Genomic DNA, 13,837 nt, shown 5'->3' on the forward strand with positions numbered 1-13,837 from the left:
ACTAATATGTAGGTTTTCGCTAAGAAAAATAGAAAGAGCGCTTCGGCGCTCTTTTGTATTTTTAAGGAAAGTTAATTGAAATTCTGCCGGAATATGCGTTAACTCATCCTCTTTTCTACTTGTTTATAACAATAGAAAGCTGATTTTTTCGCATTTTTAGTCACCCACCATGCACTAAAACATACTAAACAACGTGAATTCGATGCAATTAAATCTTCAACTCATTGAAAAATAATAAATCTCTGAGGAGTCTTGCTGGGTTTTCATCAAATTTTAGGATGAGGAGCGGAGCTCCGCAAGCGCAACCATCAATAGCGTTTCATTTCTCTTGATCAATAAAATAAAAGCGATCAGTAGATTGTTTTATAATCTAAAGCTTGCACTGCCACGCTTTAATGCTAAAGTTTAAATTCTTTTGCGTAGGCGATGGCTCACTTTTCAGAGATGAAAAGTGAGAAAAATCTTTCGTTGAGCGAGGGGTACCTCCTCATACCCCCGCTCAACATGGCGACATCCATGTCGCCTCAAGATCGCAAGACCATCGATGATTCAAAAGTACAAAATAAATGAATCATCCAAATCACTTGTATGAATAATCAGGCGGTTTGGCTGTATCATCTTTCATCAAGGATTTTTATCGAACTCAGGTTAACTTATTTTGACGTTTGGTTTTATATAGGCAACTGTAACATTTAAGAAGAGTTGTATTTCCTACATGAAAAAACACAACCCCTTATAAATAAAGCAAATTAAAGTGTATGCCCTAAAGCTTCACCCATCACAACAACGGAGTTGGCTTTAAATTGTGCATCCCAATTCATTTTATCTTGCTCAAACAATACAATTGCAGTTGAGCCTAAATAGAAACGTCCAAGCTCAGCACCTTTTTCTAGTGCTAATTCATGATGATTTAATTCTAAGCGCCCAGTTGGCTTCACTTTACCCGTTGCCACAGTTTCAATGCCTGCCACAATCATCGCACCCACTAAAACAACAGCCATACGACCGAGTTCAGTATCAAACAAACACACCATACGTTCGTTACGTGCAAACAAGCCCGGAATATTTTCAGCCGTGGTTTGATTGACTGAAAATAATTCACCTGGAATATATAAAGTTTCTGTCAGTGTTCCTGCGAATGGCATATGCACACGGTGATAATCGCGTGGTGATAGGTACACTGTGGCAAACTCACCTTGCACAAAAGGTGCAGCCAACTTTGGGTCACCAATCAATTGGTCTACAGTAAAACTCTGACCTTTGGCTTGAAAAATATCTCCATCTTTAATTTTACCCAACTGTGAAATTGCACCATCAGCAGGAGAAACAATACTACTCGGGTCTGTATCAATTTCACGTACACCCTGTTTTAAGGCACGCGTAAAAAATTCATTAAACGACTTATATTTCAATGCATCCGTTTGTTCAGCGATCGACAGGTCAATCCCGTACTGAGCTTTAAACGCTTGAATCGCTATATTTTTAATAATCGGATTTTCACTGGCTGCAACTTTACCTACCACACGGCTGAGTTGTTGCTGTGGAACAACTTTTTGAGCTTGGATAAAAATTTGTTTTTTTAAGTTTGATGTAAGACTCACGCAGGTGATTCTCCAGTAATAATTGGACTATCGAGGCGATTGCCCCACTCACTCCACGCACCATCATAGGCTTGGATATTCCAATCCAATAACCGACCTAAAATATAAGCCAAGCCTGAACGATGATGCGACTGACAGTACACCACCACAGGTTGATCAAATTGAAAGCCTAATTGTTCTAAACGTTGTTGCGTGCGCTCTAGAGGATGCAATTTTAAATGATTTTGACGGTTAATTGCAGTACTCCACTCAAAATGTTGTGCATTTGGAATGTGACCGCCGCGTCTAGCTGCCAAACGTTGTCCTGTATATTCTTCGGATGTCCGACAGTCCCAGACTTGAATACTTTGTTGCTGAACCTTTTCCAACAATTTTGCATATTCAATACGATGTTGCTCAAGGTGATTTAAATTGACTGGAACCAATGTTTCTACTGGTTCAAACACTTCAACGTCAGATGAGGTTGGAAAACCTTCTGCCAACCATGCATGAATACCGCCATTTAATAAACTGGTATTGTAAAAGCCAAGGCAATGCAAATTCCAAATCAAACGTCCAGCCCAAGCGCCACCTTCATCATCATAAACCACAACATGATGCTCAGGAGAAATATTTAAATATTCAATCAACGCATTTAAACCGTCTTCATCAGGTAAAAGCCCTGAAGCTTGTTCTTCCTGTCTTACCAACAATTGTGGTTTAACATGTAAAGCATGAGGAATATGTAATTGTTCGTAGACAGAACTACGACTCAAATCGACGATACGAATCTTATCGTGTCCTAAAAAAGGCACGAGTTGTTCTGCTTCGATGAGTAATTCAAAATTAAAGGCAGGTGTAGTCATAAGTTTTTCTATTTTAAGACCCTGAATGTGCATGATCTTAGCACAGTGTTTTTTCCCAATAAGCTGATTTTTCACATTCTTTTAGCAAAAAATCAGATAAGAATTTTCTATGCTTCGACAACTTCTGGTATTTCAAAGACCTGTCGCAGATACGCCAAAAATGTATCATTATCTGTCATGGTTTTTCCTGGACTATCAGAAATTTTCGCGACAGACTGACCATTGCACTCCACCAATTTTAAAACAATGTTCAATGGAGTTTGTCCCATATCATTGGTCAAATTGGTGCCAATACCAAAACTGACTTGGAAACGGTCTTTGAAGTATTGGTACAATGCCCAAGCTCTTTCGATATCTAAACCATCACTAAAGGTTAACATCTTCGCTTTGGTATCAATTTTTAATTTACGATAATGATGATACGCCTTATCACCCCACTCAAAAGGGTCACCACTGTCATGGCGCAAACCATCAAATAGTTTGGCAAAATACAGATCGAAATCTCGTAGGAATGCGTCCATACCAACAACATCGGTCAAGGCGATACCTAAATCTCCACGATACTCTTGTACCCAAGTTTCCAAAGCGGCTTTTTGAAAATCTCTTAGACGCACATCCAAAGCTTGGAAAGCTTGCAAAAACTCATGTGCCATTGTTCCAATTGGATAAATATTTAATTCTTTTGCCAAGAGAACATTACTGGTTCCTCTGAAAACATTGGGTACCGCTGCATGGAACGTTTGAATGACATGTCGCTGCCAGTCCAAGCTATAACGACGACGCGTACCAAAGTCAGATACCAAGAATGGGGGCTTATCCGTCTGTTGCTGCTGTTCAAGTTTCTTTAATAACTCAACTTTGGCTTGTAAACGTCGTTCGCCTTCAGCATACACCTCATCATTGCGAATACGGCTAAAATAAAGCTCATTGACGATCGCAAGAACAAAAATTTCAAACATCATCGCTTGAACCATTGGACCTTCTACCCAAATATCCAAACGACCTTCTTCATCTATACCCGCTTTAATAAAACGGCGTTTCAGTTGGAATAATTCTAAATAATCAACAAAATCACTTTTGATAAAACGCATGCTGCGTAAATATTGTAATTCGTCTTCTTTAAATTTTAGTAAGCAAAGATGATCCAATTGTTCATTCAAATCCTCCAAAATATCCGTTAATGGATAAACAGTATCATCCAGATTACGACAGCGGAAATGGTAGACACTGTGAGTTTGGGGAAATTTATGCAGTACCACTTGCAACATGGTAAATTTATATAAATCGGTATCCAGCAAAGATTGAATGATTGGCGCCATATCTGTTTGTAATTTCGCTATGCTTTTTTTATTAAAGCATATTTTTGAAGTGCATAACGTAATCATTTCGCTGTGAATGGCTATATTTGCAATTTAACAGTGTTTAAAAATCAAACACCAAGATCTTTTTCATATCGAAAAATGCTGAATAATCAAACAAAAGCCATGCTTATTCAAATATTTATAATGTTTTAAAGTTGGGCTTTTTTAGACAATCTTGATGTTCTATAACTGTTAGAATGGTCTTATCATATTTTAGTCTTATTGTTCTTATGCGTGCATTATTACAACGAGTTTTAGAAGCCAAAGTCGTGGTTGATGGTCAGGTCACAGGAGAAATCCAAACAGGAATTTTGGTTTTTTTAGGTTTAGGTAAAGAGGATAACTTTGAAAAGGGTCAAAAACTGATTGATAAGATTTTAAAATATCGATTTTTTGATGATGAACAAGGAAAAATGGGCTGGAACGTCAGTCAAGCCAATGGTGGACTTTTGCTGGTTTCGCAATTTACCTTAATGGCGCAAACGCAAAAAGGCTTGCGTCCCGACTTTGGACCAGCAATGCCACCCACTGAAGCCAAAGCACTGTATGAACAATTGGTTGCATATGCGCAATCACAATTTGAAAATGTACAAACAGGAATCTTTGCCGCAGATATGAAAGTGCATTTGGTCAATGACGGACCTGTGACCTTCAACCTAGAGATTGAATAAGCTCACATACACAACATAAAATCACTGTTTAAAATATAAAAAAGCCCGAATGGGCTTTTTTAATGTTTGAAAAACAATTATCGACCTGTCTTTTCCTTTAAGAACTGACGTGCCAATTTGATTTTTTCTTTGACAGGTTTTGGTACTTTTGGTGGGATTAACTTAGCAACTTGGTTAAACCATACCAGCAAACTAAAATCACCTTCCATTTTAATCGTGCCGTTTTGCATACCCGTCATAAATGCAGTTGGATCACCTTTGACCAAAGTTTTCACACCTTGATCACTGTCAGCAAACTGTAAAACGAAATCCGCTTTTTGTTCAGCACCTGAAACTGTATCAATTTGACCGTTATTGACAATAATTTGGCGAGCCACGCCTAAGTCTGTACCAATCTGGATACGGAACTGACGATCATGGGTCAATTCAATAAATTTTGGGCTGGTACGCGCCAATTGTTTCATACGAAGCGCTAAACCCAATACAAGTAAATCCAATGGATCTGTACTTGCATCGACGATTGGTAACTTCACAACTGGAATTGCAGAAAGTTTCATGACATTTAAGCCTGTTGTTTTTTAAATTAGATCTGAATTTGCTCATCCTAGCATAACTTGTCATTTCTTAGACATGGCTTTGAGAACAAAGTATAAACTGAAAAAAGGTATACCATTTTGATATACCTTAAAATGTCTAAATTGATTTTTTTCGTGTAATTAAAGTCACTATTGTTATCTTGGTTTGCATATTGTCATTCTGTTCACTCAATACTTATTCATCTTCATAGACTGGGGTATGTTCAATATATTGACGATTTGCCAGTGCTTTTTGGGCACGGCTGTCTTCACGTAATAACAACGCAATCAATGCAGACATTGCAAGCATGATTGCCGTTAAATAACTATATGCTACCGAAAGATCGAAAATATTCTGTACGCTGTAACGCATTGCTTCTAGAGTGCCCCAGAAGATCATACCCGCAAACATAAACCCTAACCAATGACGATAAGGGGAAAAGAAAACAGTAGCCAACGCTGCAGCAATTAGAGCGAATCCAATCAATGTTGCAAATGTCGCTGATACCATAACAACCTCCGTCAAAATGATGTCTCTCATAAACCGTCTAAGTGGTGTTTCACAACAAGTTCAAGCTTTATAATTTTTCTTCAACCATCTTATAGAAGCTTATGCATTGCATTATGTATGGTTTTTATGAGAAGGAAAGTGCTGTTTTTCGGGTAAACGACACACTTTGTCGCAACATGCATTTGTCATTACATTTTTTAAGAATCCTGTTTTTCTCAAAATCTAATTGCCATCAATCATGCAGTGTCATTACAAAAAAATACATGTTGTTTTTCTATAGAAATAAAAAAATTTAAGTTTTAAAACGAATCTCTTTTTCAAAAAGTATTATTTAGATTTGATGACAGCAAAGTGGTTCATTTTCAAACAAAAATAGCGACATTGTGTCGCTATTTTTCATGTTTCCGTAATCTTATTTAAAGCATTTAAGCACGAGTGAGGTCTTTATCATGAACACCCAAGAGGTAAAGTACACCATCTAAACCAACACTTGAAATGGCTTGATTGGCATTTTGACGAACCAAAGGTTTAGCACGGAATGCCACGCCTAAACCAGCGATAGACAGCATTGGCAAGTCATTTGCACCATCACCCACAGCGATCGCCTGCTCTGGTGAAATTCCCATTTTTTCAGCCAATTCAGTCAATAAATACGCTTTGCGTGCACCATCCACAATATGTCCTTTCACTTCACCTGTGACTTGACCATTTTCAACATCAAGGATATTGGCATGAACTTCATCAATACCTAATTTCTCTTGTAGATATTCTGCGAAATATTGAAAACCACCCGATAAAATTGCAGTTTTATAGCCCAAAGACTTCAGGGTAGAAATTAAACGCTCTGCCCCTTCAGTAATGGTTAAACGTGCGGCAATTTTTGGTAAAACCTCCGCATCTAAGCCTTTCAACAAGGCTACACGTGCACGAAAGCTTTGCTGAAAATCCAATTCACCTTGCATGGCAAGTTCGGTGATTTCAGCAACCTTATCTCCCACACCTGCTTCTTTCGCCAACTCATCGATGACTTCTTGTTCGATTAAAGTTGAGTCCATATCAAAGCAAACTAAACGGCGATTACGTCGGTAAGCATTGTCTTCCTGCACAGCGACATCAATGTTTAATTCAGCCGAAAGACGTAAACATGCTGCCCGCATCGCTTGTGCATCTAGCATCTGTCCACTTAAACCAAATTGGACACATGAACGTTTGAGTATATCTTGATGCCCACCACGCTCAGGACGACCAGACAAACGAGTCACTGTTTCAATATTAAATCCCTGACTTGAAACAATATTTGTTACAGCTTGTAAGTGTGCAGCAGTTAATTCAGGTGCCAATGCCGTCACGATATAGCGGGTACGCCCACCTTCGCTTACCCATTGGTCATATTCTGTACCTGAAATTGGTTTAAAACGAACGGTAAGACCAATATCATGTGCTAAAATAAGGATGTCTTTCATTGCTAAAGCTGTTGCAGTCTGGTCGTTTGACGACACTACAATACCTAAAGTCAATTGATTGTGAATGACCGCCTGCCCTACATCTAATATTTGCAAAGAATGTACGGACAACACTTGCATTAATCGAGTAAACTGATTGGGTTGGTCAGGTCCTAAAAATGAAATAAGAATGATTTCTCGCATGAATTGACTCGGGTCTGAGCTACAACAATTGGAAGAATCATAATCGAAATCGAAATTTTTTGCTTTGGAAGTTTACGTTGAATGCGCCAAGACAAGGGCTATTTGCTAGCCTACTTATTGTAAGTTTTGCATTTCATACCTTTTTATTGGTAGTTGCAACAACACATCAGTTAAATGAAAATCGTGCCAGTCAAGGGCAACTGATGACCAGTCAACTGGTCACAGACAGTCTGTCTGAGCTTGAACCTGCAAATACAGTTTCATTGGCACTGTTGGCAAATCGTTATGCGACCAATCCAAGCGTTGCTTCAATTCGAATACTTGATGCTAAAAAACAAGTGCTTGCAACCAGTGGCATGGCAAAAACTCGCCAAGGTGAAGTGTTTGTTCGTGATGCATTGCAGAACGAGAAAAAAGTCGGAACGATTGAAATTACGTTAATCAAACCGAGTATTGGTGAAATTTTACGGACCCAATGGCTTGCGATTTTAGTTTCACTTTTGATCCACGCTTTTCTTTGGTTGGCTTATCGCGCAATTGCACGCCCAACGCGTAGTGAATATCTAGCACGTATCAATAATGAGGCGCGCTTAAAACACGAAATTCAACAATTAACAGAAGCTCTGGAGGCTGAAAAAGCCAATCGCACCTTAGCAATTGCTCAGGCACAGCAACAGGCTCAAAACAAAGTTAAACCTGAACCTAAAGTTGCGGTCACTTCTACTGTCGATGATGATCAAGAAATTCTTGCATTGAATATTCAGTATTATGATCCAAAACAATTGATGAATACCGTCAATCAATCTGTATCTTTACCTTATTTTAACTTATGTCAGATTTTCCTGAATAAAAGCATTGAACTTTGTGCACAACATTTCAAACTCAATTCTAAAGATTTCGTCATTCATCAAGCGTTTAATCAACACGGGGCGATCTTGAGTATTGATGCTGAAAAGCCCGATGCTGCACAATCCATACTGATGATTGGTTCAGTGTTCCAATTGCTGTCTGAGGTTCTGTACAAACGTTATCGCGAAGACAAACGCTTCGTTTTACAAACACGCTGTGCCGTGACCACTTCTGTAGAAGCAATGCAGTTGGATGCTAAACATGCAGCAGAACGTTTGGTGAATCATTTAATTGCTAAAGAAATGGCACTGTACTTAAGCAATGATCAACTCAAACATATTGGTGATTGCTATCAATTGGTCGCTTTGCCAAATCCTACCAATGTACTGACACGCCACGCCTTTATGATTAATGGAATGAATAATGAGTGTGCTGAGCTTGCACAAAATATTCGTACAGAAATTTTAAAAGGTAAAAAACAAAACGTCAGTTCTGAACCTGTTTCAGACCTATAATTCAAATCAGCATAAAAGCGTTCTACCCATAAAGGTAGAGCGCTTTTTTATTTTTACTTGCTTTAATACTCATAAGCTCATCTTATTTTTTTCGAAATAAGCGTTTAATGTTTGTTCAAAATCTGCATAAATCAATTTTCCTTCTCTTTTCATACCCCTATAAGCTTGTGTATAACTATGAGCGGTAAAGGAAGATGATAAGCATAGGCAAAATACGTAAAAACGCGTTAGACTATGTGCCGAATGAATCCAATGAAAATGTCACACGACAGAACAAAAAGGTGAAGGTTGATGCCGCTCAATACCGTTGAAGAGCTTGTAGCAGATATCCGTGCAGGGAAAATGGTTATCCTGATGGATGACGAAGATCGTGAAAATGAAGGCGATTTGGTGATTGCTGCAACACATGTACGTCCTGAAGACATCAACTTTATGATTACACATGCACGTGGTCTAGTGTGCTTGACCTTGAGTCGTGATCGCTGTAAGCAATTGGATTTACCGTTGATGGTCGATCACAACGGTGCTCAACACAGCACAAACTTCACGCTTTCAATTGAAGCAGCAAACGGTATTACAACAGGCATTTCCGCGGCAGAACGTGCACATACCATTCAGACTGCGGTTGCTGCACATGCCAAACCTTCTGATATTGTACAACCAGGTCATATTTTCCCATTGATGGCTCAACCAGGTGGTGTACTTCACCGTGCTGGGCATACCGAAGCAGGTTGTGACCTATCTCGTTTGGCAGGCTTAGAACCAGCTTCAGTGATCTGCGAAATCATCAATGAAGACGGTACAATGGCACGTCGTCCAGATCTCGAAGTGTTTGCAGAAAAACATGGTTTGAAAATTGGCACGATTGCAGACCTCATCCATTATCGAATGACCAATGAACAAACGGTAGAACGTTTGGATCAGCAAAGCATTGATACTGAATATGGAACATTTGATCTTTACCGTTACCGTGAAATCGGTAACCCAGATATTCATTTGGCTTTGGTGAAAGGTGAACCTAAACAAGGTGTAACCACTGTACGTGTACACGGTTTCAATCCTGCTCGCGACTTACTTAAACTGAATAAAAAAGATGGTGAGCCTGCGTGGAATCTAGATAAAGCACTGAAAACGATTGCCCATAGTGATCGTGGTGTATTGGTCTGGATCGGGCAACGTCATTTATCTGATTTAGGTCCAGCGTTAGAAGCATTGGGCAAACCAAAGCCGACCAAATCAAATGCCGCACTTTCTCAGCAATATCAAACGATTGGTGTAGGTGCTCAGATTCTACGTGATTTGGGCGTAGAAAAAATGAAGTTGCTAAGCTCGCCACTCCGTTTCAATGCATTATCAGGATTTAATCTGGAAGTGGTTGAGTATATTACCGCTGAACAAGAGATTGATTCATAATTGTTTCAATTGATCTCTTTGATCTGGGTGATTCCATGAAAGAAAGCATTTGATCAAAGAAATCTGTAAAATAACTTATCTGTAAAATTATCGAGGTTGCTATGGCGATTCGCCGAATTGAAGGTTTATTACATCTCGCGAGCGAAGACCGTTACGCGATTTTAGTTGGTCGTTTTAACAGCTTTGTTGTTGAACATTTATTAGAAGGTGCAATTGATACATTGCATCGTCATGGTGTAAGCGACGATAATATCACTGTCGTTCATGCACCTGGCGCATGGGAACTTCCTGTTGTCGCTAAAAAACTTGCAGCTTCAGGTAAGTTTGATGCAGTGATCGCTCTTGGCGCAGTGATTCGTGGAAGTACTCCACATTTCGACTTCGTTGCAGGTGAATGTGCCAAAGGTTTAGGTGTAGTTGGTTTAGATACTGGTTTACCTGTAATTAATGGTGTATTGACTACGGATAGTATTGAACAGGCGATTGAACGCTCTGGTACAAAAGCAGGTAATAAAGGTGGTGAAGCTGCCCTTACTGCAATTGAAATGGTTAACCTGTTAAAGGCAATTTAAAGCATGTCGCAAACACTCCAAGCTACTTATGCAGCGAAACGTAAAGCACGTCGCTTTGCTGTACAAGGGATTTATGAATGGCAAATGAGCCACAACCCAGTGCATGAAATCGAAGCACGTACACGTGCTGAAAATGCTATGCATAAAGTGGATCTGAGCTATTATCATGAGTTGCTCACTACTGTGATCGCAAACCATGAAGCATTGGATGCTTTACTTATTCCAGTACTTGATCGTGAGATTGATGCATTAGACGGTGTAGAACTTGCTACATTACGTTTAGGCGCATATGAACTCAAAGATCATCTTGAAATTCCATATCGCGTGGTACTGGATGAAGCCATTGAATTGGCAAAACACTTTGGTGGTGCGGACAGTCACAAATACATCAATGGTGTATTAGACCGTTTAGCAACAAGCCTGCGTGAAGCAGAAAAACAACAAGCGAAATAAGTTGTTTTTACATGGCTGAGTTTTCAATTATTGAACGCTATTTCAATCGTCAGCAACAGTCTGATGTTGACTTAGGTGTTGGAGATGACTCAGCCCTGCTCACCCCGCCTTTAAATCACCAACTGGTGATTTGTACAGATACACTTGTCGCAGGACGGCATTTCCCCTTAGATACTTCTGCCCATGCCATTGGTTGGAAATCTGTCGCTGTCAATCTTTCAGACATTGCTGCCATGGGTGCAAAACCGCATAGCATTCTTCTGGCATTGAGCTTAGCCCAAATCGATCATGACTGGCTAAAAGATTTTAGTCAGGGCTTATATGATTGTTGTGATCAATTTGGGGTACGTTTAATTGGTGGTGACACCACACAAAGCCCTCAGCTGACCATCACCGTAACCGCACTTGGCTGGATTGAAACTGGTCAAGCTGTGACGCGTGCGCAAGCACAAGTGAATGATCTGATTGTGGTCAGTGGTTCTATAGGTGATGCCGCATTTGCGCTACAACATTTAGGGCATCCCCTTCAACAACGTCTAGACTACCCAACGCCTCGTTGTGAACTTGGCGCAATGCTCAAAGGTTTAGCGTCAAGCATGATTGATGTTTCTGATGGTTTAGCTCAAGACCTTGGGCACATCTTGGACGCTTCTAAGGTCGGTGCTAAAATTAATTTAAATCAACTCCCGATTAATCCTGCTTTAAGGGATTTAAGTGAAAATCAGCAATGGAAATATGCTTTGGCTGGCGGAGATGACTATGAATTATGCTTTACAATAAGTATGCAAAATTATGATAAACTTTTGCAATTACAACCCAATGTAAGCACTACAATTATTGGAAAAGTTACACAACAATGTGGCATTGCATTTGAGAAAGATGGCTTAGACCATTCATTGCAACTTCAAGGGTACCAACACTTTGCATAAACCTCCGATTGTCTTTAAAAATATGACATGGACAGAACGCTTTATTGTGTTCTGTGGTGTAGGCTTTGGTTCTGGTTTAGCACCCAAAGCACCAGGCACTTTCGGCTCTGCTTTTGCCCTATTGTTTATCCCCATTTGGCTTGCAATTGGCTTTTATGGCGCCATATTGGCAATCATAATTATGTCTTTGGTCGGCATCTGGATTTGTGGAAAAACGGCAGACATTATTCATGTGCATGATGATGGTCGAATCGTTTGGGATGAGTTTGCAGGGCAATCTATTACATTTCTTCCCTTGATCTATATTGGACAAATGAATTGGATATGGGTGGTGGTTGGATTTGCATTGTTCCGCTTATTTGATGTTTGGAAACCTTGGCCAATTCGCATTATTGATGAAAAAGTCGATGGCGGTTTTGGCATCATGTTCGACGACATTATTGCAGGGGTCTGGGCAGCAATATGTATCATGATTTATTTATATTTTAAAATGGCTTAAGCCAGATCTGTTAGGTGTGATATGTCTACAACTGTGATCATTCTTGCGGCGGGTAAAGGAACGCGTATGCGCTCACGTTTACCGAAGGTACTTCAACCTTTAGCAGGACGTCCATTACTCGGTCATGTAATTGAAACAGCAAAACAATTACAAGCAAAAAATATTATTACCATTTTTGGACATGGCGGTGATCTGGTTCAACAGGCATTCGCACAAGAAAACGTTGAATGGGTAGAACAAACTGAGCAATTGGGTACAGGGCATGCCGTTAAAGTGACCTTACCTGTTTTACCTAAAGATGGAATTTCGTTAATCCTTTCTGGTGATGTACCTTGTGTCCAACACAGTACCTTGCAACGTTTAATCGATGTGTCGACGACAACAGGTATTGGCTTAGTTACATTGACGCTTGAAGATTCAACCGGTTATGGACGTATTGTTCGTAAAGATGGAAAAATTCAAGCAATCGTTGAACATAAAGACGCTTCTGAAGAACAACGCCAGATTAAAGAAATTAACACAGGTATTTACTGTGTCAGCAATGCCAAACTGCATGAATGGTTACCTCAACTGAGTAATGACAATGCGCAAGGTGAATACTACCTGACTGACATCGTTGCAATGGCATTGGCTGACGGAATGGAAATTGCCTCAATTCAACCTGAATTGGCATTTGAAGTTGAAGGCGTTAATGATCGTATCCAACTTGCAGCTTTAGAAAGAGAATTCCAAAATCATCAAGCCAAACAATTGATGCAACAAGGTGTGCATTTAATCGATCCATCACGTTTTGACTTACGTGGTCAACTCAGTGTAGGTAATGATGTTCGTATCGATATCAATGTGATTATCGAGGGCAATTGTAGCTTTGGTGATGGTGTTGAAATCGGTGCAGGCTGTGTGATTAAAAATACTCAAATCGCTGCAGGCACTAAAGTTCAAGCGTATAGCGTATTTGAAGATGCTGTGGTGGGTTCGAATGTATTGATTGGTCCATTTGCACGCCTTCGTCCAGGTGCTCAACTCGCAGACGAAGTGCATATTGGAAACTTTGTAGAAGTTAAAAACTCCACAGTTGGTCTAGGCTCAAAGGCAAATCATTTTACCTATTTAGGTGATGCCGAAATTGGTGCAGGCTCCAATATTGGTGCAGGTACCATCACCTGTAACTATGATGGTGCCAATAAGCACAAAACAATCATTGGTGATAATGCCTTTATCGGCACCAATAATTCTCTGGTTGCCCCAATCAAGATTGGTCATGGCGCAACCACAGGTGCTGGTTCTGTGATTACCCATGACGTCGCTGACAACAGTCTTGCATTTGAACGTGCAAAACAAATTTCTAAAGAAAATTATCAACGTCCCCAAAAGGTCAAGAAATAAGAGGATATTAA

14 protein-coding genes are annotated in these 13,837 nt (G+C 39.8%); 8 read left to right on the top strand and 6 right to left on the bottom strand.

Annotation, left to right across the window (positions count from 1 at the left end; all coding sequences use genetic code 11):
• Positions 1 to 749: 749 nt before the first annotated feature.
• From asd to pncB, 3 genes are all read right to left on the bottom strand, one after another.
• Positions 750 to 1,601: an archaetidylserine decarboxylase gene (gene asd, locus AAV97_RS06965; protein ID WP_005035058.1), complete on the bottom strand. Its 852-nt coding sequence runs from the start codon at positions 1,599 to 1,601 to the stop codon at positions 750 to 752.
• The gene (locus AAV97_RS06970) at positions 1,598 to 2,446 is read right to left on the bottom strand and encodes a sulfurtransferase (protein WP_010590830.1); all 849 of its coding nucleotides are present in this window, start codon (positions 2,444 to 2,446) and stop codon (positions 1,598 to 1,600) included. The genes asd and AAV97_RS06970 overlap by 4 nt, the downstream gene beginning before the upstream one ends.
• A 107-nt stretch (positions 2,447 to 2,553) precedes the next feature.
• Positions 2,554 to 3,765 carry a nicotinate phosphoribosyltransferase gene (gene pncB / locus AAV97_RS06975; RefSeq protein ID WP_004825951.1) on the bottom strand — a complete coding sequence of 404 codons (1,212 nt, stop codon included), beginning with the start codon at positions 3,763 to 3,765 and terminating at the stop codon, positions 2,554 to 2,556.
• 272 nt (positions 3,766 to 4,037) lie between these two features.
• Here pncB and dtd point away from each other — a divergent pair, with 272 nt between their 5' ends.
• Entirely contained in the window at positions 4,038 to 4,478 is a 441-nt protein-coding gene (gene dtd / locus AAV97_RS06980) for a D-aminoacyl-tRNA deacylase (protein WP_046760196.1), read from the top strand.
• Positions 4,479 to 4,555: 77 nt separating this feature from the next.
• Here dtd and AAV97_RS06985 read toward each other — a convergent pair whose 3' ends face one another.
• The 3 genes from AAV97_RS06985 to serB form a co-directional block, all read right to left on the bottom strand.
• Positions 4,556 to 5,035: an SCP2 sterol-binding domain-containing protein gene (locus AAV97_RS06985; protein WP_004825947.1), complete on the bottom strand. Its 480-nt coding sequence runs from the start codon at positions 5,033 to 5,035 to the stop codon at positions 4,556 to 4,558.
• 214 nt (positions 5,036 to 5,249) lie between these two features.
• Positions 5,250 to 5,564 carry a ciprofloxacin tolerance protein AciT gene (aciT, locus tag AAV97_RS06990; protein ID WP_004825944.1) on the bottom strand — a complete coding sequence of 105 codons (315 nt, stop codon included), beginning with the start codon at positions 5,562 to 5,564 and terminating at the stop codon, positions 5,250 to 5,252.
• 425 nt (positions 5,565 to 5,989) lie between these two features.
• Positions 5,990 to 7,210, bottom strand: a complete 1,221-nt coding sequence (gene serB, locus AAV97_RS06995; RefSeq protein WP_009585400.1) for a phosphoserine phosphatase SerB — start codon at positions 7,208 to 7,210, stop codon at positions 5,990 to 5,992.
• Positions 7,211 to 7,269: 59 nt separating this feature from the next.
• On the opposite strand from serB, the gene AAV97_RS07000 reads away from it, so the two are divergent.
• From AAV97_RS07000 to glmU, 7 genes are all read left to right on the top strand, one after another.
• On the top strand, positions 7,270 to 8,574 hold the full coding sequence (locus tag AAV97_RS07000) for a hypothetical protein (RefSeq protein WP_155769249.1): 1,305 nt from the start codon (positions 7,270 to 7,272) through the stop codon (positions 8,572 to 8,574).
• Between the two features lie 291 nt (positions 8,575 to 8,865).
• The gene (ribBA, locus tag AAV97_RS07005; protein WP_004825939.1) at positions 8,866 to 9,987 is read left to right on the top strand and encodes a bifunctional 3,4-dihydroxy-2-butanone-4-phosphate synthase/GTP cyclohydrolase II; all 1,122 of its coding nucleotides are present in this window, start codon (positions 8,866 to 8,868) and stop codon (positions 9,985 to 9,987) included.
• Positions 9,988 to 10,088: 101 nt separating this feature from the next.
• A complete protein-coding gene (ribE, locus tag AAV97_RS07010) occupies positions 10,089 to 10,559 on the top strand; it encodes a 6,7-dimethyl-8-ribityllumazine synthase (protein WP_004718750.1) in 471 nt (156 codons plus the stop codon).
• 3 nt (positions 10,560 to 10,562) lie between these two features.
• The gene (gene nusB / locus AAV97_RS07015; protein WP_004825937.1) at positions 10,563 to 11,012 is read left to right on the top strand and encodes a transcription antitermination factor NusB; all 450 of its coding nucleotides are present in this window, start codon (positions 10,563 to 10,565) and stop codon (positions 11,010 to 11,012) included.
• Between the two features lie 11 nt (positions 11,013 to 11,023).
• Positions 11,024 to 11,941: a thiamine-phosphate kinase gene (gene thiL / locus AAV97_RS07020; protein ID WP_004825934.1), complete on the top strand. Its 918-nt coding sequence runs from the start codon at positions 11,024 to 11,026 to the stop codon at positions 11,939 to 11,941.
• Between the two features lie 22 nt (positions 11,942 to 11,963).
• Positions 11,964 to 12,440 (top strand): phosphatidylglycerophosphatase A, encoded by a 477-nt coding sequence (locus tag AAV97_RS07025; protein WP_009585439.1) that lies wholly within the window; start codon positions 11,964 to 11,966, stop codon positions 12,438 to 12,440.
• A 21-nt stretch (positions 12,441 to 12,461) separates the two neighbouring features.
• A complete protein-coding gene (gene glmU, locus AAV97_RS07030; protein WP_046760198.1) occupies positions 12,462 to 13,826 on the top strand; it encodes a bifunctional UDP-N-acetylglucosamine diphosphorylase/glucosamine-1-phosphate N-acetyltransferase GlmU in 1,365 nt (454 codons plus the stop codon).
• Positions 13,827 to 13,837 lie beyond the last annotated feature (11 nt).

The organism is Acinetobacter sp. Ag2, from assembly GCF_001005515.1.
GTDB classification, from domain to species: Bacteria; Pseudomonadota; Gammaproteobacteria; order Pseudomonadales; family Moraxellaceae; genus Acinetobacter; species Acinetobacter bereziniae.

Bases quoted from the DNA above. Each gene is read 5' to 3' on its own strand.
- AAV97_RS06970 (WP_010590830.1), bottom strand. From the start codon at position 2,446: ATGACTACACCTGCCTTTAATTTTGAATTACTCATCGAAGCAGAACAA.
- pncB (WP_004825951.1), bottom strand. From the start codon at position 3,765: ATGGCGCCAATCATTCAATCTTTGCTGGATACCGATTTATATAAATTT.
- dtd (WP_046760196.1), top strand. From the start codon at position 4,038: ATGCGTGCATTATTACAACGAGTTTTAGAAGCCAAAGTCGTGGTTGAT.
- AAV97_RS06985 (WP_004825947.1), bottom strand. From the start codon at position 5,035: ATGAAACTTTCTGCAATTCCAGTTGTGAAGTTACCAATCGTCGATGCA.
- aciT (WP_004825944.1), bottom strand. From the start codon at position 5,564: ATGGTATCAGCGACATTTGCAACATTGATTGGATTCGCTCTAATTGCT.
- serB (WP_009585400.1), bottom strand. From the start codon at position 7,210: ATGCGAGAAATCATTCTTATTTCATTTTTAGGACCTGACCAACCCAAT.
- ribBA (WP_004825939.1), top strand. From the start codon at position 8,866: ATGCCGCTCAATACCGTTGAAGAGCTTGTAGCAGATATCCGTGCAGGG.
- ribE (WP_004718750.1), top strand. From the start codon at position 10,089: ATGGCGATTCGCCGAATTGAAGGTTTATTACATCTCGCGAGCGAAGAC.
- nusB (WP_004825937.1), top strand. From the start codon at position 10,563: ATGTCGCAAACACTCCAAGCTACTTATGCAGCGAAACGTAAAGCACGT.
- thiL (WP_004825934.1), top strand. From the start codon at position 11,024: ATGGCTGAGTTTTCAATTATTGAACGCTATTTCAATCGTCAGCAACAG.
- AAV97_RS07025 (WP_009585439.1), top strand. From the start codon at position 11,964: ATGACATGGACAGAACGCTTTATTGTGTTCTGTGGTGTAGGCTTTGGT.
- glmU (WP_046760198.1), top strand. From the start codon at position 12,462: ATGTCTACAACTGTGATCATTCTTGCGGCGGGTAAAGGAACGCGTATG.